Here is a 19428-nt window from a genome sequence, read left to right as displayed (position 1 = left end):
CCCGTGACGGACTGGTTGATCCCCGACTGGCCTGCGCCAGTGGGTATCAACGCGTGCGTCACGACGCGTTCGGGCGGTGTCAGTGTGGCGCCGTTCGACAGTTTCAACTTGGGTGATCACGTCGACGATGATTCAGCAGCCGTTGCGCATAACCGTTCAGCGCTGAACTCGCGCCTGCGCATTCAGCCTGCATGGCTGAAGCAGGTTCACGGTATTGACGTCGTCGAGGCCGCGCCGGCAGAAGTCCTTCAGGCTGACGCAAGCTGGAGCAAAACACCGGGCGTGGCGTGCACCATCATGACGGCCGATTGCTTGCCCGCACTGTTCTGCAATAAGGCGGGCACCCAGGTCGCCGCTGCCCATGCGGGCTGGCGCGGTCTGGCGGCGGGTGTGCTTGAGGCGACTGTGGACAGCTTTGCCGATGTGCCCTCTGACGTTATTGTCTGGCTCGGCCCTGCCATCGGGCCGCAGGCGTTCGAAGTGGGCCCTGAAGTGCGCGAGACCTTTATGGCCAAGCACCCCGAGGCAGCCGATGCATTCGTGCCAGGCGCCAACGCCGGCAAGTTCATGGCCGACATCTACCAGTTGGCGCGCCTGCGTCTGGCGGCCCACGGCGTGACAGCGGTGTATGGCGGCGGTCTCTCGACCTTCAACGATGAGCGATTCTTCTCCTATCGCCGTGGCGCACGCACCGGACGGTTCGCTTCGCTTGTCTGGATCGAAGCCCGTTAGCCTCAGCTGCGCGTCTGCACTAATACCTCCCGAATCCCTTCCTTCAAGCTAATGTTGATCCACATCAACCCGGCAGCGCTTGAATCCTGCCTAATCGGCCGCATGTAAAGAACCATCTGGCAGGTTTTCTTTATTAGGTGTGTTCATTACTCCGGCCTGCCCACATAGGAAGGTGATCCATGCGTATTGACCGTTTAACCAGCAAATTACAACTCGCTTTATCAGATTCCCAATCCCTGGCGGTAGGCCTTGACCACCCGGCCATCGAGCCTGCGCATTTGATGCAGGCATTGCTTGAGCAGCAGGGCGGTTCGATCAAGCCTTTGCTGCTGCAAGTGGGCTTCGACGTCAACAGCCTGCGCACTGCGCTCACCAAAGAGCTCGACCAGCTGCCGAAGATCCAGAACCCGACTGGCGACGTGAACATGTCGCAGGATCTGGCGCGCCTGTTGAACCAGGCCGATCGTCTGGCTCAGCAGAAGGGCGATCAGTTCATCTCCAGCGAGCTGGTGCTGCTCGCCGCGATGGACGAGAACAGCAAACTCGGCAAGCTGCTGCTTGGCCAGGGCGTCAGTAAGAAAGCTTTGGAAAACGCGATCAGCAACCTGCGTGGCGGCGATGCCGTCAACGACCCGAACGCGGAAGAGTCCCGTCAGGCGCTGGACAAGTACACCGTTGACCTGACCAAGCGCGCCGAGGAAGGCAAGCTCGACCCGGTGATCGGCCGCGACGACGAAATCCGTCGGACCATCCAGGTGCTGCAGCGTAGGACCAAGAACAACCCGGTGCTGATCGGTGAGCCTGGCGTGGGTAAAACCGCCATCGCCGAAGGCCTCGCCCAGCGCATCATCAATGGCGAAGTGCCGGACGGCCTGCGTGGCAAGCGTCTGTTGTCGCTGGACATGGGCGCGCTGATCGCGGGCGCCAAGTTCCGTGGCGAGTTCGAAGAGCGCCTGAAAGGCCTGCTCAACGAACTGTCTAAGCAGGAAGGGCAGATCATCCTGTTCATCGACGAGTTGCACACCATGGTCGGTGCCGGCAAGGCCGAAGGCTCGATGGACGCAGGCAACATGCTTAAGCCTGCGCTGGCCCGTGGCGAGCTGCATTGCGTGGGCGCCACGACGCTCAACGAGTACCGCCAATATATCGAGAAGGACGCGGCGCTCGAACGTCGCTTCCAGAAAGTGCTGGTGGACGAGCCGAGCGAAGAAGACACCATCGCCATCCTGCGCGGCTTGAAAGAGCGCTATGAGGTTCACCACAAGGTGGCGATCACCGACGGCGCGATCATCGCCGCGGCCAAGCTCAGTCATCGGTACATCACTGATCGGCAGCTGCCGGACAAGGCGATCGACTTGATCGACGAAGCGGCGAGCCGCATTCGCATGGAGATCGACTCCAAGCCTGAAGTACTCGACCGTCTTGAGCGCCGCCTGATCCAGTTGAAGGTAGAAGCGCAGGCGCTCAAGAAGGAAGACGACGAGGCCGCGATCAAGCGCCTGGAAAAACTTCAGGAAGAGATTCATCGCCTTGAGCGGGAATATGCCGACCTCGAAGAAATCTGGACCTCCGAAAAAGCCGAAGTGACCGGTTCTGCGCAGATTCAGCAGAAGATCGAGCAATCGCGCCAGGAACTGGAAGCGGCGCGGCGTAAGGGCGACCTCAACCGCATGGCTGAATTGCAGTACGGGGTCATCCCTGATCTGGAACGCAGCCTGCAGATGGTCGACCAGCACGGCAAACCGGAAAATCAGTTGCTGCGCAGCAAGGTGACCGAGGAAGAGATTGCCGAAGTCGTGTCCAAATGGACCGGCATTCCGGTCTCGAAGATGCTCGAAGGCGAGCGTGACAAGCTGCTGAAGATGGAAGAGCTGCTGCACCAGCGCGTGATCGGGCAGAACGAAGCGGTCGTCGCGGTGGCCAATGCGGTGCGCCGTTCGCGTGCCGGGTTGTCGGACCCGAATCGTCCGAGCGGCTCGTTCATGTTCCTCGGCCCAACCGGTGTAGGGAAGACCGAGCTGTGCAAGGCACTGGCCGAATTCCTGTTCGACACCGAAGAGGCCATGGTGCGGATCGACATGTCCGAGTTCATGGAGAAACATTCCGTGGCTCGACTGATCGGCGCGCCACCTGGCTATGTCGGTTACGAAGAAGGTGGCTATCTGACCGAGGCGGTGCGCCGCAAGCCTTACTCGGTCATCCTGCTGGACGAAGTCGAGAAAGCGCACCCGGACGTCTTCAACATCCTGCTGCAAGTGCTCGAGGACGGGCGTCTGACCGACAGTCACGGGCGTACGGTGGATTTCCGTAATACCGTGATCGTCATGACGTCCAACCTGGGCTCGGCTCGCATCCAGGAGCTGGTGGGCGATCGGGAAGGGCAGCGCGCGGCGGTCATGGATGCGCTCACCACGCACTTCCGTCCGGAGTTCATCAACCGGGTCGACGAAGTGGTGATCTTCGAACCGCTGGCCCGCGACCAGATCGCAGGCATCACCGAGATCCAGCTGGGCCGACTGCGCCAGCGCCTGGCGGAGCGCGATCTGGGTCTGGAGCTGTCAAGCGAGGCGATGGACAAGCTGATCGCCGTGGGCTACGACCCGGTATACGGCGCGCGGCCGCTCAAGCGAGCCATCCAGCGCTGGATCGAAAACCCGCTGGCTCAGTTGATTCTGTCGGGTGGCTTCATGCCTGGCACCAGCATCAGAGGCACGGTGCAGGACGACGAGATCGTCTTCGGCTGATCCGCGCTTCTATATAGATGCGCAAAGGGCTCTCCTGGTGGGAGCCCTTTTTTATGCGGGGTGATTTATTCCCTGAGGCGCAGGATTTTCGAGAGCTTGAGGGCGATCCGCAAAAAATTCGCAAATCATTGTCTTGAAAGCAATTTAGAGGGTTGACAGGTGTTTCTGGAAATGTAGAATAGCGCGCCTCAGAGACGTGAACGCAGCGATGCAAACAGGTCGAAGAGGCTGAAAATGCGGTAGGTCCAGTGAAGTAAACGCCAGATTCGTTTGGTGGGAATTTACTGAATTTGTTGTGTTGAAGCGCGTCAAACGCTGCATCTGAAATTGATAGATTTGAAAAGATCGTTCCGTGATAGCTCAGTCGGTAGAGCAAATGACTGTTAATCATTGGGTCCCAGGTTCGAGTCCTGGTCACGGAGCCAATTTCAAGAGGTAGTACCGTCGGGGTATAGCGCAGTCCGGTAGCGCGCCTGCTTTGGGAGCAGGATGTCAGGAGTTCGAATCCCCTTACCCCGACCATTATTTGGGTCGTTAGCTCAGTTGGTAGAGCAGTTGGCTTTTAACCAATTGGTCGTAGGTTCGAATCCCACACGACCCACCATTTTTGACCTGGCTTCATCGGGTTGGATCTTAGGGAGTGACGCCATTCGCGTCACCCGCTCTGGAAATACCTTAGGGTGTTTTCAATGTTTCACCGGGGTATAGCGCAGTCCGGTAGCGCGCCTGCTTTGGGAGCAGGATGTCAGGAGTTCGAATCCCCTTACCCCGACCATTTTCGCCTTGGCTGTATCAGAGCAGAAAATACCGCTTAAGCGCCACTCGCGCTGAAGCTACAAAAAAGCGTCCTTCGGGACGCTTTTTTCGTTTCCGGCATTCACTGAGCCTTGGACGGGTTAGCCCAGTACGCCTCGATCTGATTCTTCAGGTCATTCGGGATCGGTGCGAAGTCCAGCGAGCGTGCGTGTTCCTGCCCACTCTCCAGCGTCCAGCGAAAGAAATCCTGAACGGTCTTCTGCCGGTCCGCGTCTTTGGGCTCCTTGTACATCACGATGAACGTTGCCGCGGTGATCGGGTAAGCGTTTTCCCCCGGTGCGTCGAGCATCGACAGATCAAAGTCCTTCGCATTCTTCCAGTCTGCCGTCGCGGCTGCCGCCTGAAAGCTCTCGGTGCTCGGCGTCACGAATGTGCCGGCAGCGTTCTGCAACAGCCCATAATTCAACTTCTGCTGTTTGACGTAGGCGTACTCAACGTAGCCGATCGAGTTCGGAACCTGCTTCACGTACGTCGCCACGCCTTCGCTGCCTTTGCTGCCCATGCCCACCGGCCACTTGACCGAAGAACCCGCGCCGAGCTGACTCTTCCATTGCGGGCTGACCTTCGCCAGATAACTGACCCAATTGAACGTAGTGCCGGAATCATCCGAGCGGTACGCGACGCTGATTTTCGCGTCAGGCAACTTCACGTCCGGGTTCAGGGCGGCGAGGGCCGGGTCATTCCAGTTGCTGATCTTCCCCAAGTAGATGTCGGCCAGCACCGGGCCCGTGAATTTCAGGGTGCCCGGTTTTATCGAGGCGATGTTGATGACCGGGACGATGCCGCCGATCACAGACGGAAACTGCTGCAGCCCGAAGGATTGAAGGTCAGCCGAGCTCATCGGGCGGTCAGTCGCACCGAAATCCACGGCGCCTTCCTTGATCAACGCAATGCCCGCGCCAGAGCCGATGTACTGGTAATTGACCTTGATGTGGTTCTTCTGGTTGTAGTCAGTGGCCCACTTGTACAACACCGGATAAATGAACGTGGAGCCGGCGCCGGTAACCTCGGACGTTGCGCCTGCCGTGGCGACCATGGATAGATTGAGCGCGATGCCAAGGCCTGCGGCCAGCATCAGTCGGGAGAGCTGCAACATGGATGACTTCCTGTAATCAAGCGACATCGGGGTGAGATGCCTTGATGGGATCACAGCAAACAGCACGTTTTTATGACAAGGCATGACGGACGTCTTCATCGTTGAAAGAATCCAGCGATACGGGCGGGAGGCGGTTATTTAAAGACCTCGCTGGGCGGATTCATGAGGGCCGGTATAGACTTCAGGCAGTCTTTCCAGGATCGGCCGTTCTATGAAGTCGCCAACTCCTTCATTCGAGCAACAGCGACTAGACGCGCTGCACCTTCTCGAAGTACTCGACACACCGCCCGAGGTCGAGCTTGACCGGATCACGCGGCTGTTGGCGCAAGTATTAAACGTACCCATCGCCCTGATCTCGCTGGTCGATCAGGACCGTCAGTGGTTCAAGTCCCGCGTCGGGCTTGAGGCGGTAGAGCTGCCGCGGGAGTCCGCCTTCTGTGCTCACGCCATTCTCGAAGATGCCGAACTGGTGGTGCCCGATGCCATCGAGGACGCGCGCTTCTGTGACAGCCAATTGGTCACCGGCGGTCCCCATGTGCGTTTTTATGCTGGCGTGCCCATACGTACCAGCAAGGGCTTCGCGGTCGGCACGCTTTGCGCAATCGACGCGCGGCCGAGGATTCTGACGCCGGACGAGATGACCATCCTTCGCGACCTCGCTGATATCGTCAGCCGCGAAATGCAGCTGCGAGAGAACCTGATGCTGGCCAGGCTTCAGAAGAGTCGCTCCGAGGCGTTGTTCGAAGCCAGCGAGGCGGGCTATCGCTCCATGTTCGAGCTGGCGTCGGTAGGCATTGCGCTGGTTGCGCCGGACGGTGGCTGGATCAGCGTCAACGCCGCATTGTGCGACATCGTCGGCTACGCACCCGAAGAACTGCGGCAGCTGACTTTTCAGGACATCACTCACCCTGACGATCTGGGCATTGATCTTGAGACGCTGCATCAGCTGAGTGTCGGTCAGATCGACAGCTACCAGATGGAGAAGCGTTACCTGCGCAAAAACGGCAGTGCGGTCTGGGTCAATTTGAGCGTCACGAAGAAGCTGTCCGAAGCAGGAGAGCTGGAATATTTCATTTCAATCATCCAGGACATTCAAGCGCGCAAGGAGCTTGAGCAGGAAGCCCGACATGACTCCCTGACCGGCCTGCACAATCGCCGCGCGCTGGACTCGCTGTTGCCCATCGCTCAAGCCCGGGCTGACCGCTCCAGGTTGCAACTGGCGCTGATGTTCATCGATCTGGATGGGTTCAAATTCATCAACGACAATTATGGGCACGACGCCGGGGATGATCTGCTGCGCGCTATTTCCACACGGTTGCAGAGCTGCATCCGCAGGACCGACAGCCTGGTTCGGCTGGCCGGTGACGAATTCATCGTGATCCTGGAGGGCATCACGCCGGGTGTGGACGAAGCACGCGAAGTGGCCCACAAACTTCTCGCCGCTATTGCTCAGCCGCTCACGATCAAAGGCGATGTGATTCGCAGCAACGCCAGCATCGGCTTTTCCATGTACGAACCCGGCTCCGGCAAAGCCCCCGACGACCTAATGCGCGAAGCCGACCGCTGGATGTACAAGGCCAAGCATCTGGGCAAAGGGTGCGTGATGCCATAGCGTGTTGGTGCTGAGCGCGGTAGAGCGGCGCTCGTTCGACTTCAGGCGAGAAGCATATCCCGTAGCACCACCATCATTGTAGGAGCGAGCTTGCCCGCGAAGACGTGGGTACAGCCGATAGAGATGTGTCGGATGTACTGACGCTTTCGCGGGCAAGCGCGCTCCTACGCCTTCTGCAGAAGCGGGGCGGGGTGTGCCTGAACGGTTGGGGTGTTGATTCTGGCCGGAGGCCGTAGGAGCGTGGCTTGTCCCGCGATCTGCCGGGAACCGGCAGTCAACCAGACGACCCTGTTTCATCAGGCACACCGCATTGGCAGGTTTGCTGCCGCTGCGCGCCAGATCGCGGGACAAGCCACGCTCCTACGCATTAATACCAGACGTCTATCCCGCACCGCCCCGTCATTGTAGGAGCGCGCTTGCCCGCGAAGGCTTACGTACAGCCGATAGAGATGCGTCGGATGTACCAACGCTTTCGCGGGCAAGCGCGCTCCTACGCCTTCGGCAGAAGCCAGGCGATATTGCCTGAACGGTTGGGGTGTTGATTCTGGCCGGAGACCGTGGGAGCGTGGCTTGTCCCGCGATCTGCCGGGCACCGGCAGTCAACCAGACGACCCTGTGTCATCAGGCACACCGCATTGGCCGGTTTGCTGCCGCTGCGCGCCAGATCGCGGGACAAGCCACGCGCCTACGCCTTAAAACCAGACGCCTATCCCGCAGCGCCCCGCCATTGTAGGAGCGCGCTTGCCCGCGAAGACTTACGTACAACCGATAGAGATGCGTCGGATGTACAAATGCTTTCGCGGGCAAGCGCGCTCCTACGCCTTCGGCAGAAGCGGGGCGAGATTGCCTGAAAGGTTGGGGTTTGATTCTGGCCGGAGGCCGTAGGAGCGCGGCTTGTCCCGCGATCTGCCGGGAACCGGCATTCAACCAGACGACCCCTGTTTCCTCAGACGCACCGCATTGACGGGTTTGCTGCCGCTGCGCGCCAGATCGCGGGACAAGCAACGCGCCTACGCCTTAAAACCAGACGTCTATCCCGCACCGCCCCGTCATTGTAGGAGCGCGCTTGCCCGCGAAGACGTGGGTACAGCCGATAGAGATGCGTCGGATGTACCAACGCTTTCGCGGGCAAGCGCGCCCCTACGCCTTCGGCAGAAGCCAGGCGATATTGCCGGAGCGGTTGGGGTTTTGATTCTAGCCTGAGGCCGTAGGAGCGTGGCTTGTCCCGCGATCTGCCGGGAACCGGCAGTCAACCAGACGACCCTGTGTCATCAGGCACACCGCATTGGCAGGTTTGCTGCCGCTGCGCGGCAGATCGCGGGGCAAGCCACGCTCCTACGTCTAAAAACCAGGCGCATATTCCGCAGCGCCCGGCCATTGTAGGAGCGCGCTTGCCCGCGAAGGCTTACGTACAGCCGATGGAGATGCGTCGGATGTACTGACGGTTTCGCGGGCAAGCGCGCTCCTACGCCTTCGGCAGAGGCGGGGCGAGATATGCCTTTCAAGCCAGGCCCGCCCCACCTTTCGCGCGGGCCTGCAAGGCTCAGCCTTAGTGCAGCTTCATCCGTGGTTCGGTGCCGCGACCGATTCGGCTCCCCAGCATGAGCATCAGCGTGCGGAACATGCCGTAGAGCGCCATCTGGTGCATGCGGTACAGCGAGACGTAGAACATCCGCGCCAGCCAGCCTTCGAGCATGACACTCCCGGTCAGGTTGCCCATCAGATTGCCGACCGCTGAGAACTTCGACAGCGAAATCAGCGAGCCGTAATCCTGGTAGCGATACTCCGGCAGCGTGCCGCCCTCGATGCGCAGCTTCAGTGATTTCACTAGCAACGACGCTTGTTGATGCGCAGCTTGCGCGCGGGGCGGGACATTGCGGTCGGTGCCTTTTTGCGGGCAGGCGGCGCAGTCACCGAAGGCGAAGATACTGTCGTCGCGCGTCGTCTGCAGCGTCGGGCGCACTTGCAGCTGGTTGATGCGATTAGTCTCAAGGCCGGCGATGCCTTCCAGAAATGCCGGAGCGCGGATGCCCGCCGCCCAGACTTTCAGCGTCGCAGGAATCACCTGACCGGTCGCGGTCACCAGACTGTCAGCCGTCACTTCGCTGACTGCCGAATTGGTCAGCACCGTGACGCCGAGCTTCTCCAGCGTCTTGTGTACCGGGCCGCCAATGCGTTCCGGCAGCGCCGGCAGGACGCGCGGCCCAGCCTCGATCACCGTGATGCGCAGGTTTTCCGGCTTGATCTGGCCCAGCCCGTAAGCCGCCAGTTCGTGCGCGGCATTGTGCAGCTCCGCAGCCAGCTCGACACCGGTCGCACCGGCGCCGACGATGGCGACGTTGATCTCTTCGGCCACATCGGTCTGGCTGGCGTGGGCGCGCAGATAGCGATTGAGCAACTGCTGATGGAAGCGCTCGGCCTGCTTGCGCGTGTCCAGGAACAGGCAGTGCTCCGCCGCGCCTTTGGTGCCGAAATCATTGGTCGTGCTGCCCACGGCAATCACCAGCGAGTCGTAATCCAGGCTACGCGCCGGGACCAGCTCATTGCCGTTTTCGTCGAGGGTCTCGGCCAGGTGGATCTGCTTGTTCTCCCGATCCAGCCCGGTCATGCGACCCATCTGGAACTGAAAGTGGTTCCACTTGGCTTGGGCCACGTAATTCAGCTCGTCCTCGTAAGAGTTGAGCGAACCGGCAGCCACCTCGTGCAGCAGCGGCTTCCAGATGTGGGTCAGGTTGGCGTCGACCAGCGTGACGCTGGCGGTGCCTTTCTTGCCCAGGGTTTTACCCAGACGGGTAGCCAGCTCCAGACCGCCAGCGCCTCCGCCGACAATCACAATACGATGGGTCATGGGGATATCTCATAAGGCTTAAGGAATTCTGTGTCAGCGCAATCCGCGCGAGCGCAAGGCAGCTCATAGCGTCAGATCGCTTTGTAAACGGTTCAACGGGCCCGGTCCGAGCACCACCAGAAGGAGCAGCCGAAGCCAAAAAGGCCGGCGCTCGACCTGGGCTGGGGGCTCGAAGGTACTCTTCGACACGCGCTGGGTCGGCAGGTTTCAGGCGGCTGATCATTTGAGGTTCTTTATCAATCTTGACCCGGATCAGGAAACGGCGCTGTTGGCTGCGTTAAAGTCCTGGACGCTCGGTTCGATCGGTTCGATACACAAAACGTCGTCCACACGCACGATGCCGCTTTGTATCACCCGCGCAGTGATTCCGCCATGGCCGCGAACGGCCTGAAAAATGCCGTGGCCCAGGCGTTGCTCAAGGCGCGCGCAGGGTTGGCACCAGCCGGTGGTCTCGAAGATCGCCTGACCGATGCGGAAGCGTCGGTTTTTCAGGCTGAACAGGTTGATGCCGCTGATCACAATGTTGCGTCGCAAATCCTGGGGCAACACCGGGTTGTCCTCGGCCCGGCCCATCAGCGAACTGACCACGGCGAAATGCTCCCACTGGATCAGCGTCACCTGTCGAGCGTTGCGCGGGCCAGGGCGCGCGTGGTCGCCGGTCAGGCCAGCTTCGCGGCGAGCTTCCACGGCGTCAAGTTCAACCATCTCGCCACGGGATTCCGGGCGCACGCCGATCCAGCGCACGCGCCCGCGCTGGGGTACATCGGCGATCAATTCCTGCAACGGACTCATAAACTGATTCCTACATCAAACACCACACTGCGGCCCAGATTGGTCCGCAGGAAATCCGGGGCATCCGGATGGGCGAACAATACCCGGGCAAAGGTCGGTCCGACCAGCGAGAGTGATCGCCAGCCCTGACGCAAATACTCGGTGGGCGGGGGAAAGTGGCTGTTCAGGTCGAGCACCTCGCGCTTGAGGCTGGCGAAAGCAATGATGTCCAGCTCGCCCAAATCCAGCCCACGCTCCTTGTAGTTGTGGGCCTTTTTGCGCAGCGTGGGTGCCAGGCGCCTCAGCAATTCGGCAGCAGGAATGCGTTTGGGTTTGGCTTCGCGCCGCACCAATTGGCTGAGGGAAAACGCGCTGCGTCGACGCTGCAGTTCTTCGCGCCACTCATCGTTCAGCCGACGGCCTTCGTCCAGAACAAAGAACACTTCAAAACACGCATCGCGAAACAGTACGTCCGGCGGCTCTTGCCCGGCAGGCAGGAAGTCGTCGGTGCGATGGGGAATGTTCAGGCCCTGCAGCAATCGTTCGCACACCCAACGTTCGCGCTCCCACTTGCGCGCATTGGACAGAAACGCATTGGCTTGCTCGGCCTGGCTCGTCAAAAGACGCAGATAATCGGAGTCATCCATGGCGCCAAGCTTAACGCGCTGGAGGGGGGAAGAAACAATGGGGCGGAGATAAAGTTGGGTTGGTCTGCACCCATATCCCGTAGGCGCCGGCTTGCTGGCGAGCGCGGTGGATCAGCTACAGAAATATTGACTGACCCAATGCCTTCGTCCGATCGCGGTCCGCAGCAAGCCGACTCCTACAGTCCGATTTACAACCCAGAGTCCCCGCCACCGCAAGTCAAGTGTAGGAGCGCGCTTGCCCGCGATTGCGGTGGGTCTGCACCGATGGTGTTGCAGGCAAATTCGAGCTGCTACAGGCGCCGGCTCCTACGCACCGTGCGGCGTTGATCACGGCTACAAATCCCGCTGCTTCCTGAACTGCCCCGGCGGCATGCCGTGGGCGTGGCGGAACCGTCGCGAGAAGTACGCCTCATCGGCAAAACCACACAGTCGCGCCACTTCCCCCACCGGTTTGCTGCCGTTGAGCAACAGCGTGCGCGCCAGGTGCATGCGCCGCTCCAGCACCAGCTCGCTGAAGGTCTTGCCGACTTCCTTGCGCAGCCAGTGCGTCAGGTAGTTGGGTGAGAGAAACGCGGCCGAGGCGGCTTTTTTCAGGCTCAGGTCCGGGTCTTCGAGGTTCTTGCGCACGTACTCGGACATCCGCGCCAGTGCGTCGCGGCGGCTGCGCTCGGCGGCGTTGTCATCAGCCAGTAGTTTGATCGGCTCGGCGTACAACTGGCAGACCGTGCCAATCAGTTGCAGCAGACACCCCTTGAGAACCTCACGTGTGCCGAACTGTCGGTTCGCGTCCAGCTCACGCATGCGCCCGAGCAAATGCGCGATCTCGGCGAAGTCATCGGCGTCCAGCGTGAAATCCAGGTGCTCCTGAAAACGGAACGGCGACAGCTCCGGGGCGAGGGCGATGGCCACGTCTTCGAGGTCTAGCGGGTCGCATTGAAGCTGGGGCAGCAGGAAGGTCTGGGCAAAGTTGATCAGCAAGAAGTTGCCTTCCGGCGGATGCGGGATCAGATGCAATTTGTGCGGAAGGATGAAGGCCAGCGTGTTGCGCGGGAACGGCCGCACCACGCCGCCGATGTGCTGCACAGTATCGCCGCCGAGGTTGATCTGAATCTGAAAATACTCGTGCCGATGGGGCGCGGTCTCCGCTTTGCCCTCGGTCTTGCCGCGTATGTAAAAGTCCGGCCGCTCACTGCGCTGCTGCATGCCGTAGGTGGGTACGCGATTGACGGAATCCATCGAGTGCTCCTCTTCTTTTTTTGCTTATTGTCGGTCGTCGTATGACTAAGCCCAAAACTTTCATCAGGGAGGTAGCGAGTCGATTTGTCCAAGAATGCTTTTACCGCTCGCCTTCTACAGACCGCTCTAGCGCAGGCATTTGCACGCGCATTGGGTCGCTCTACATTGTTTTAGCACGCGCACCGTTTTTTGGACAATTCATTACGGGCGCCTATTGAAATCCAAAAACGTTCTAAGCGTCGTCTTGTTTAAACCAAGTTGTACGATAAGTTTAGGGCGCGCTTCATCACTCGATACCAATAAAAACAATGAGGAATTCTCATGTCGAGCAACCCTGAAATTCAGGCGATGGATGCTGTCGTGGCCGTTCCTGCCACCACTGCTCCTGCCCACCCGATGACCCACCGTCGCTGGTTCATGCTGTCGCTGTTGTTGATCGCCACGATCATCAACTACGTCGACCGCGTCAACATCTCCATCGCTGCGCCATTCATGGCCAAAGACCTCGGTCTGGACAAGGTCGAGATGGGCCTGATCTTCTCCGCCTTCGCCTGGACCTACGCTTTCGCCCTGGTGCCCGCCGGCTTCATCGCCGACCGTTTCGGCTCGCGCTTCACCTACGGCGCATCACTCATTTCATGGTCGGCGGTCACGGTTTGCCAAGGCATGGTCGGCGGGTTCGCTTCATTGTTCGGCTTGCGCCTGGCGATCGGCGCGATGGAAGCACCAGCTTTTCCAGCCAACAGCCGCGCGGTCACGGTCTGGTTTCCGGCGCGGGAGCGGGGCATGGCCAGCAGCATCTATGTGTGCGGGCAGTATCTGGGCACGGCACTGTTCACCGGTTTGCTGTTGTGGCTCGCCACGACCTATGACTGGCGCCACGTGTTTTACAGCACCGGCATCGTCGGCATTCTCTTCGGGGTGGCTTGGCTCTACCTGTACCGCGATCCGATGAACTGCAAGAAAGTCAGCAAGGAAGAACTGGCCTACATCGAAGACGGCGGCGGCCTGGTCAAAAGCAGTCAAGAAAGAAACAAATTCAAGTGGGCGCAAATTGCCGAGCTGTTGAAATATCGGCAGGTATGGGCCATCTGCCTGGGCAAGTTCGCCAGCACGTCGGCGCTGTACTTTTTCCTGACCTGGTTCCCGACTTACCTGATTGAAGAGCGGCATCTGACCATGGTCAAAGTCGGCATCTTCGCAGTACTGCCGTTCATTGGCGCCACGGTCGGCGTGCTGCTGGCCGGGTTCATCGCCGACTGGATGATCCGTCGTGGCTACTCGCTGTCCTTCTCCCGCAAGCTGCCGCTGGTGGTGGGCTCGGCGCTCGGCATGTCGATCATGCTGGTCAACTTCACCGACTCCAATGAAGTCTGCATCGCGCTGCTCACAATCGCCTTTTTCGCACAGGGCATCGCGTCATCCTCCTGGGCGGCCGTGTCGGAAATTGCACCCAAAGAACTTATCGGTCTGACCGGGGGCATCACCAGTCTGGCGGCCAATATCGGCGGCATCGTCACACCGATTGTCATCGGGCAGATCCTGCACGTCACCGGCAACTTTGCGTGGGCGTTCTGGTTCATTGGCGGGGTCGCGTGTATCGGTACGCTCTCTTATTCACTGTTGCTCGGCCGCATTTATCGCATAGAGCTCAAGGCCAGCTAACCGCTCGAAAATGTGTGTGTGAACTTATGCCGTACTGGGCAGAGGCGTATGCAAATACGCCTTTTTTAATGTCGCCGATATTGAGTTTTTTAGTCCAGTGCAAACACGGTTTTGTCCAACTTTCCCGCCGTTTGATCCCGTAGTCTGAAATGCATCTGGCGGGATCGAGCGTCTTATCGGTGATAAGGAATTCCATGAGCAACTTTGTATTCGAACCTCCCCGGGTCAGCAGTCTGCCGGTGCATGGGAGTGACGCGCGATTCCCCATTGGCCGGGTGTTTTGCCTGGGCCGCAACTATCAGTGGGGCCATCAGTGGGGCGATGTGGTCAGCGCCGAGCGCGAGGTGCCGGCGTTCTTCATGAAGCCGGCGACGTCGGTGGTGGATGCAGTCGGCGAGGTCGCGTTTCCGACCCAGACAGAACAGTTTTGCCACGAGATCGAGCTGGTCGTTGCCATCGGCAAGGATGGCTTCGAAATCGACGCCGAACACGCCCTTGACCACGTCTGGGGCTACGCCGCCGGGCTCGACCTGACCCGTCGTGATCTGCAAATGGCCGCCAAGGCGGTCGGCAATCCGTGGGAGCCGGCCAAGGCGTTCGACGGTTCGGCACCGATCACGCCCATCCGCCCGGCAGGCCGCGATGGTCATGCGCGACAAGGCGCCATCTGGCTGAGCGTCAACGGCGTCGAGCGCCAGCGTGCCGATCTCGACAGCCAGATCTGGTCGGTGAGCGAAGTCATCAGCCAACTTTCCCATTCCGTCACGTTGCGCGCCGGCGATCTGATCATGACCGGCACGCCGCCGGGTGTCGCCGCGCTCGAAGCCGGAGATGTGATCAACGGCGGCATCGACGGCATCGGTGAATTTGAAGTGAGCGTGGGTAAGCGGCGCTGAGCGATCCATCCAGAACCGCAGCATTTTTGATGAGCAAAAAGGAGAACAATAATGACTGATCAATCCGTTTCGAAAATTGCCCTGGTCACCGGCGCAGGCAGTGGCATTGGCCGCTCCGTCGCGTTCGGCCTGCTTGAAGACGGCTACAAAGTGGTCGTGACCGGGCGTCGCGTGGAACCTCTCGAAGCACTGGTGGCACAGGCCCGCGAGCAGGGTCGCGAAGCGCTGGCGGTGTCGTGCGACGTGCGTGATCCGGCCAGCGTCGACCATCTGTTCGCGATGATCGAGGAGGTGTATGGCCGCCTCGACCTGGTGTTCAACAACGCCGGCGTCAACGCGCCCGCCGTGCCGATGGACGAACTGCCGATCGAGAAGTGGCTGAGCGTGATCGACACCAACGTGACCGGGGTTTTCCTGTGCAGCCGTGGCGCGTTTGGCCTGATGCGCAAACAGTCGCCCCAGGGAGGCCGGATCATCAACAACGGTTCGATCTCCGCCCACGTGCCACGCCCGTTCACCGGCCCCTACACCGCCAGCAAACACGCGGTGCTGGGTCTGACCAAAAGCCTGGCGCTGGACGGTCGCGAATTCAACATCGCCTGCAGCCAGATCGACATCGGCAACGCGCTGACCGAGCTGTCGGTGCGTATGACCAAAGGCGTGCGACAGGCCAATGGATCGACCGCCGTCGAGCCGATGATCGACGTCAAGCACATCGCCGACGCCGTGCGTTACATCGCCGCGCTGCCGCTGTCGGCCAACGTGCTGAACATGACCGTCATGGCCACCAACATGCCCTTCGTGGGCCGTGGTTGATCCGTCCGAATTCGAGATGAGCGAGATACCGATGAAACCTGAAATCCTCCAATTGAGCCCAATCCTGATCCCTGAAATCAACGCGCGGCTGAACGAGCTTTATACCGTTCGCCCGTATTTCCAGCAGGCCGATAAGGCGGCTTATCTGCGCGAGCACGGCGCCAACATTCGCGGCGTGGTGACTGGCGGCCACACCGGCATCACCCGGGAAGTGATGGAGCAGTTGCCGAACGTGGAAGTCATTGCGGTCAACGGCGTCGGCACTGATGCGATTGATCTGGCTTACGCGCGGGACCGTGGCATTCGCGTCGCAGCCACCATAGGCGCGCTGACCGAGGACGTCGCCGACCTCGCCATCGGTTTGCTGATTTCGGCCTGTCGCGGACTGTGCACGGGCGACCGCTATGTACGCTCCGGCGCATGGGCCAAGACCGCGACGCCGCTGGTGCCGCTGCCACTGGCGCGTCAATTCAGCGGTATGCGCATTGGCATCGTCGGCATGGGCCGGGTAGGGCGGGCCGTCGCCACGCGGGCCGCGGCGTTCGGCTGCCCGATCAGCTACACCGACCTTAATGCCATGGGCGACGTGCCTTACAGCTTCGTCAGCGATCTGGTCGAACTGGCCGCGCAAAGTGACGCGCTTATCGTTGCCGCAGCGGCCGACAAAGCCAAGGGCATCATCAACGCCAAGGTATTGGAAGCGCTGGGCGCGCAGGGGTTTTTGATCAACGTGGCGCGCGGCAGTCTGGTCAATGAGCCGGACCTTGTTGCGGCCCTGGAAACGCGGTCAATCGCCGGCGCGGGCCTGGATGTCTTCGCTGACGAGCCCCATGTGCCGGATGCCTTGTTCGCCCTGGAAACCGTCGTTCTCCAACCCCACCGCGCCAGCGCCACCGTTCAAACCCGAACGCGGATGGGCGAGATGGTGTTGGCGAGTCTGGCGGATGGCCTGGCCGGGAAGGTGCCAGTGGGGAGTGTGGTCTGAAGGACCTGACACCACCGCAATTGTAGGAGCGCGCTTGCCCGCGATGACGCGCATACAAACGATAAAAATCTGTCGAATGTACGACCGTTTCGCGGGCAAGCGCTCTCCTACACTGGGCCCGAGTCGTTTGCAGATGTTATGGCGGGTCATGGTCTGTGGGAGACGGCTTGAAATGAGCATTCATGCCAAGGCTGCCGCTCAAAACGCCCCGGAATCAACCGACAGCTGAGCCACCAGAAAATCAATAAACGCCCGAGTCTTCATCGGCACGCGTCGAGCCGAGGGGTACACCGCGTTCACCGTAATCGCCGGCGCTTCCCAATCGCACAGCACCGGCACCAGTCGCCCGTCCGCCACTGCGCGCTCGATGATGAAATTGGGCAGCAGCGCGATGCCCATTCCCGCCACAGCAGCCTGCGCCAGGATGTCACCGTTGTTGGCGTGCAGCGGCCCGCTCACCGTCACCCGCTGGGTTTCCTTGCCGTTGCACAACTGCAAACTCGCGCCGCTCTGCAGATAGCCGTAGCTCAGGCACTTGTGGTGTGCCAGATCCTTCGGCGTTTGCGGCGTGCCCTCGCGCGCCAGGTAGTCGGGCGAGGCCACCATGATCCTCGGCGCCGGGGCCAGTGAGCGCGCGATCATCGACGAATCCAGCAGGCTGGCGATACGGATCGTCACGTCAAAACCGCCCTTGACCGGATCCACCTGCTGATCGCTCAACACCACTTGAAGCTCGACGTTCGGATGCAGCTCATTGAAACGCGGGATCAGCGGGCCTAGGCGACTCAGCCCAAACGACATTGGGGCGTTGACTCGCAACACGCCGCGTATCTCACCCATCCCCGTCCGCGCCCGTTGTTCGGCTTCGTCCAGCGAGGCGATGACATCCCGACACGCGTCGTAGTACTCGGCGCCTGCTTCGGTCAGATGCAGGCTGCGCGTGGTGCGCTGCAACAACTGCACGCCGATGGCTTCTTCCAGCGCCTGAATCTGTTTGCTTACTTTCGAGCGCGGCACATCCAGCGCGCGGGCCGCAGCGGCAAAGCCATTGGCGACCACCGTGGCGACAAACGCGCGCATGCATTCGATACGATCCATGACCGTCTCTTAATTGGAAACAATGAGTCCCGATTCTATGGGATTGTTCCCTATGCAGCCAGTCCGTAAATTCACTCCCAAGCCAGCTGGCAAGCGCAACACGCGCAGCGGCTAACCCATAAAGAACTTACTGCTGACCACTCAAGGAACTCACCCATGTCCATCCGCGAACTGCTGAACCCAACCAACGCTGCCCTGATCCTCATCGACCACCAGCCGCAAATGGCCTTCGGCGTTCAGTCGATCGACCGCCAGACGCTGAAGAACAACACAGTTGGCCTGGCCAAAGCCGCCAAGATCTTCAACGTGCCGACCATCTACACCTCGGTCGAAACCAAAAGCTTCAGCGGCTTCATCTGGCCTGAACTGCTGGCGGTGTTCCCGGATCAGCAGCCGATCGAGCGCACGTCGATGAACTCGTGGGAAGACAAAAAACTGGTGGAAGCGGTCAAGGCGACCGGGCGCAAAAAGCTGATCATCGCCGCGCTGTGGACCGAGGTCTGCCTGAACTTCCCGACGCTGGACGCACTGGCTGAAGGCTACGAGGTGTACATCGTCACTGACGCTTCCGGTGGCACGACCAAAGAAGCCCACGACATGTCGGTGCAGCGGATGATTCAGGCAGGCGCCGTGCCGGTGACCTGGCAGCAGGTGCTGCTCGAGTTCCAGCGCGACTGGGCACACAAGGAAACCTACGAAGCGGTAATGGAACTGGTCCTGGAGCACAGCGGCGCATACGGCATGGGCGTCGACTACGCCTACACCATGGTTCACGGTGCGCCGCAGCGTAAATTGGGATAGCCCCCGCAACAAAAAAAGCTTCGCGATTTAGGTCGTGAAGCTTTTTTTCGTTTCACGCGACTACGCGCGTGCAGTCCGCTATTCCTGGATTGCCACTGCAATCAAATCGATCTCTACCGGCGCGTTTTTCGGTAATCGATACACGCCGACTGAAGTGCGAGTATGAGCACCCGCTTCACCCAACACACTGTGAAGAATGGACGATGCCCCATTGGCCACTTCGCTTTGTTGAGAGAAGGTATCGGCCGACTGCACAAAAACGGTTATTCGAAGAACGGCCTTGATCGCATCCAGAGAGCCTAGTTGCTCGCGCAATAACGCCAGGCAACGTAGCGCACAGATTCTGGCCGCATCCTGTGCTTGGTCAAGGCTGATTTCAGTGCCGACTGTACCGGAATGAACTATCGCGTCATCCACTCGCGGTATTTGCCCGCTGACGTATATCTGGTCGCCATGACGAACCGTTGCGGCGTAATCACCACCCCGTTTCAAACCGCCGTCGAACGAGCAACCCAGCTGCTTCAAAGCCGCAGTGAATCGTTCTTCCCTAGACATAATTGCTCCGCAGCAAAGTCAGTTAACGCGATATATCGCGTTTGGATTCAGGACCGATTCTGGGCGAGTTGCTGCGAGGAAGTCAGATACAGATCGACTTGAAAATAGTC

General features: G+C 60.1%; 15 protein-coding genes and 4 tRNA genes. 12 read left to right on the top strand and 7 right to left on the bottom strand.

The window, feature by feature from the left end:
• The first annotated feature begins 3 nt into the window (after positions 1 to 3).
• From pgeF to OKW98_RS25820, 6 genes are all read left to right on the top strand, one after another.
• Positions 4 to 732, top strand: coding sequence for a peptidoglycan editing factor PgeF (pgeF, locus tag OKW98_RS25845; protein WP_265387234.1), 729 nt, complete (start codon positions 4 to 6; stop codon positions 730 to 732).
• Between the two features lie 179 nt (positions 733 to 911).
• Complete coding sequence (gene clpB / locus OKW98_RS25840) at positions 912 to 3476, top strand: ATP-dependent chaperone ClpB (RefSeq protein ID WP_265387233.1); 2565 nt, start codon at positions 912 to 914, stop codon at positions 3474 to 3476.
• Positions 3477 to 3825: 349 nt separating this feature from the next.
• Positions 3826 to 3901, top strand: a tRNA-Asn gene (locus OKW98_RS25835).
• A gap of 20 nt (positions 3902 to 3921) precedes the next feature.
• A tRNA-Pro gene (locus OKW98_RS25830) sits at positions 3922 to 3998 on the top strand.
• Positions 3999 to 4004: 6 nt separating this feature from the next.
• Positions 4005 to 4080 (top strand) — tRNA-Lys (locus OKW98_RS25825).
• 94 nt (positions 4081 to 4174) lie between these two features.
• A tRNA-Pro gene (locus tag OKW98_RS25820) sits at positions 4175 to 4251 on the top strand.
• A gap of 102 nt (positions 4252 to 4353) precedes the next feature.
• On the opposite strand, the gene pstS is transcribed toward OKW98_RS25820, so the two are convergent.
• The gene (gene pstS / locus OKW98_RS25815) at positions 4354 to 5388 is read right to left on the bottom strand and encodes a phosphate ABC transporter substrate-binding protein PstS (protein WP_265387232.1); all 1035 of its coding nucleotides are present in this window, start codon (positions 5386 to 5388) and stop codon (positions 4354 to 4356) included.
• A 211-nt stretch (positions 5389 to 5599) separates the two neighbouring features.
• On the opposite strand from pstS, the gene OKW98_RS25810 reads away from it, so the two are divergent.
• Entirely contained in the window at positions 5600 to 7000 is a 1401-nt protein-coding gene (locus OKW98_RS25810) for a diguanylate cyclase domain-containing protein (protein WP_265387231.1), read from the top strand.
• 1549 nt (positions 7001 to 8549) lie between these two features.
• Here OKW98_RS25810 and OKW98_RS25805 read toward each other — a convergent pair.
• From OKW98_RS25805 to OKW98_RS25790, 4 genes are all read right to left on the bottom strand, one after another.
• Entirely contained in the window at positions 8550 to 9848 is a 1299-nt protein-coding gene (locus tag OKW98_RS25805; protein WP_265387230.1) for an NAD(P)/FAD-dependent oxidoreductase, read from the bottom strand.
• Positions 9849 to 10100: 252 nt separating this feature from the next.
• The gene (locus tag OKW98_RS25800; RefSeq protein WP_265387229.1) at positions 10101 to 10640 is read right to left on the bottom strand and encodes an MOSC domain-containing protein; all 540 of its coding nucleotides are present in this window, start codon (positions 10638 to 10640) and stop codon (positions 10101 to 10103) included.
• The gene (locus tag OKW98_RS25795) at positions 10637 to 11266 is read right to left on the bottom strand and encodes a DUF1780 domain-containing protein (protein WP_074888345.1); all 630 of its coding nucleotides are present in this window, start codon (positions 11264 to 11266) and stop codon (positions 10637 to 10639) included. Before OKW98_RS25795 ends, OKW98_RS25800 begins: the two co-directional genes overlap by 4 nt.
• A 333-nt stretch (positions 11267 to 11599) precedes the next feature.
• On the bottom strand, positions 11600 to 12502 hold the full coding sequence (locus OKW98_RS25790; protein ID WP_265387228.1) for a helix-turn-helix transcriptional regulator: 903 nt from the start codon (positions 12500 to 12502) through the stop codon (positions 11600 to 11602).
• A 321-nt stretch (positions 12503 to 12823) separates the two neighbouring features.
• Here OKW98_RS25790 and OKW98_RS25785 point away from each other — a divergent pair, with 321 nt between their 5' ends.
• From OKW98_RS25785 to OKW98_RS25770, 4 genes are all read left to right on the top strand, one after another.
• Positions 12824 to 14167, top strand: coding sequence for an MFS transporter (locus OKW98_RS25785; RefSeq protein ID WP_416147710.1), 1344 nt, complete (start codon positions 12824 to 12826; stop codon positions 14165 to 14167).
• Between the two features lie 194 nt (positions 14168 to 14361).
• Complete coding sequence (locus OKW98_RS25780; protein ID WP_265387227.1) at positions 14362 to 15063, top strand: fumarylacetoacetate hydrolase family protein; 702 nt, start codon at positions 14362 to 14364, stop codon at positions 15061 to 15063.
• 51 nt (positions 15064 to 15114) lie between these two features.
• On the top strand, positions 15115 to 15879 hold the full coding sequence (locus tag OKW98_RS25775; protein WP_265387226.1) for an SDR family oxidoreductase: 765 nt from the start codon (positions 15115 to 15117) through the stop codon (positions 15877 to 15879).
• A gap of 31 nt (positions 15880 to 15910) precedes the next feature.
• Positions 15911 to 16864 (top strand): 2-hydroxyacid dehydrogenase, encoded by a 954-nt coding sequence (locus OKW98_RS25770; RefSeq protein ID WP_265387225.1) that lies wholly within the window; start codon positions 15911 to 15913, stop codon positions 16862 to 16864.
• A 198-nt stretch (positions 16865 to 17062) separates the two neighbouring features.
• On the opposite strand, the gene OKW98_RS25765 is transcribed toward OKW98_RS25770, so the two are convergent.
• Positions 17063 to 17962: a LysR family transcriptional regulator gene (locus tag OKW98_RS25765; RefSeq protein ID WP_265387224.1), complete on the bottom strand. Its 900-nt coding sequence runs from the start codon at positions 17960 to 17962 to the stop codon at positions 17063 to 17065.
• A gap of 156 nt (positions 17963 to 18118) precedes the next feature.
• On the opposite strand from OKW98_RS25765, the gene OKW98_RS25760 reads away from it, so the two are divergent.
• Complete coding sequence (locus OKW98_RS25760) at positions 18119 to 18763, top strand: hydrolase (RefSeq protein ID WP_122535388.1); 645 nt, start codon at positions 18119 to 18121, stop codon at positions 18761 to 18763.
• Positions 18764 to 18841: 78 nt separating this feature from the next.
• On the opposite strand, the gene OKW98_RS25755 is transcribed toward OKW98_RS25760, so the two are convergent.
• Complete coding sequence (locus OKW98_RS25755) at positions 18842 to 19318, bottom strand: RidA family protein (RefSeq protein ID WP_265387223.1); 477 nt, start codon at positions 19316 to 19318, stop codon at positions 18842 to 18844.
• Between the last annotated feature and the right edge of the window lie 110 nt (positions 19319 to 19428).

Origin of the sequence: Pseudomonas sp. KU26590 (assembly GCF_026153515.1) — a bacterium.
Taxonomy (GTDB): Bacteria; Pseudomonadota; Gammaproteobacteria; order Pseudomonadales; family Pseudomonadaceae; genus Aquipseudomonas.
The sequence above is the reverse complement of the archived record's forward strand: the minus strand, read 5'-3'. Positions and strand labels throughout refer to the sequence as shown.

What these genes read in the sequence shown, in the direction of transcription:
- clpB (WP_265387233.1), top strand. Translation starts at nt 912, where the DNA reads ATGCGTATTGACCGTTTAACCAGCAAATTACAACTCGCTTTATCAGAT.
- pstS (WP_265387232.1), bottom strand. Translation starts at nt 5,388, where the DNA reads ATGTTGCAGCTCTCCCGACTGATGCTGGCCGCAGGCCTTGGCATCGCG.
- OKW98_RS25810 (WP_265387231.1), top strand. Translation starts at nt 5,600, where the DNA reads ATGAAGTCGCCAACTCCTTCATTCGAGCAACAGCGACTAGACGCGCTG.
- OKW98_RS25805 (WP_265387230.1), bottom strand. Translation starts at nt 9,848, where the DNA reads ATGACCCATCGTATTGTGATTGTCGGCGGAGGCGCTGGCGGTCTGGAG.
- OKW98_RS25800 (WP_265387229.1), bottom strand. Translation starts at nt 10,640, where the DNA reads ATGAGTCCGTTGCAGGAATTGATCGCCGATGTACCCCAGCGCGGGCGC.
- OKW98_RS25795 (WP_074888345.1), bottom strand. Translation starts at nt 11,266, where the DNA reads ATGGATGACTCCGATTATCTGCGTCTTTTGACGAGCCAGGCCGAGCAA.
- OKW98_RS25790 (WP_265387228.1), bottom strand. Translation starts at nt 12,502, where the DNA reads ATGGATTCCGTCAATCGCGTACCCACCTACGGCATGCAGCAGCGCAGT.
- OKW98_RS25785 (WP_416147710.1), top strand. Translation starts at nt 12,824, where the DNA reads ATGTCGAGCAACCCTGAAATTCAGGCGATGGATGCTGTCGTGGCCGTT.
- OKW98_RS25780 (WP_265387227.1), top strand. Translation starts at nt 14,362, where the DNA reads ATGAGCAACTTTGTATTCGAACCTCCCCGGGTCAGCAGTCTGCCGGTG.
- OKW98_RS25775 (WP_265387226.1), top strand. Translation starts at nt 15,115, where the DNA reads ATGACTGATCAATCCGTTTCGAAAATTGCCCTGGTCACCGGCGCAGGC.
- OKW98_RS25770 (WP_265387225.1), top strand. Translation starts at nt 15,911, where the DNA reads ATGAAACCTGAAATCCTCCAATTGAGCCCAATCCTGATCCCTGAAATC.
- OKW98_RS25765 (WP_265387224.1), bottom strand. Translation starts at nt 17,962, where the DNA reads ATGGATCGTATCGAATGCATGCGCGCGTTTGTCGCCACGGTGGTCGCC.
- OKW98_RS25760 (WP_122535388.1), top strand. Translation starts at nt 18,119, where the DNA reads ATGTCCATCCGCGAACTGCTGAACCCAACCAACGCTGCCCTGATCCTC.
- OKW98_RS25755 (WP_265387223.1), bottom strand. Translation starts at nt 19,318, where the DNA reads ATGTCTAGGGAAGAACGATTCACTGCGGCTTTGAAGCAGCTGGGTTGC.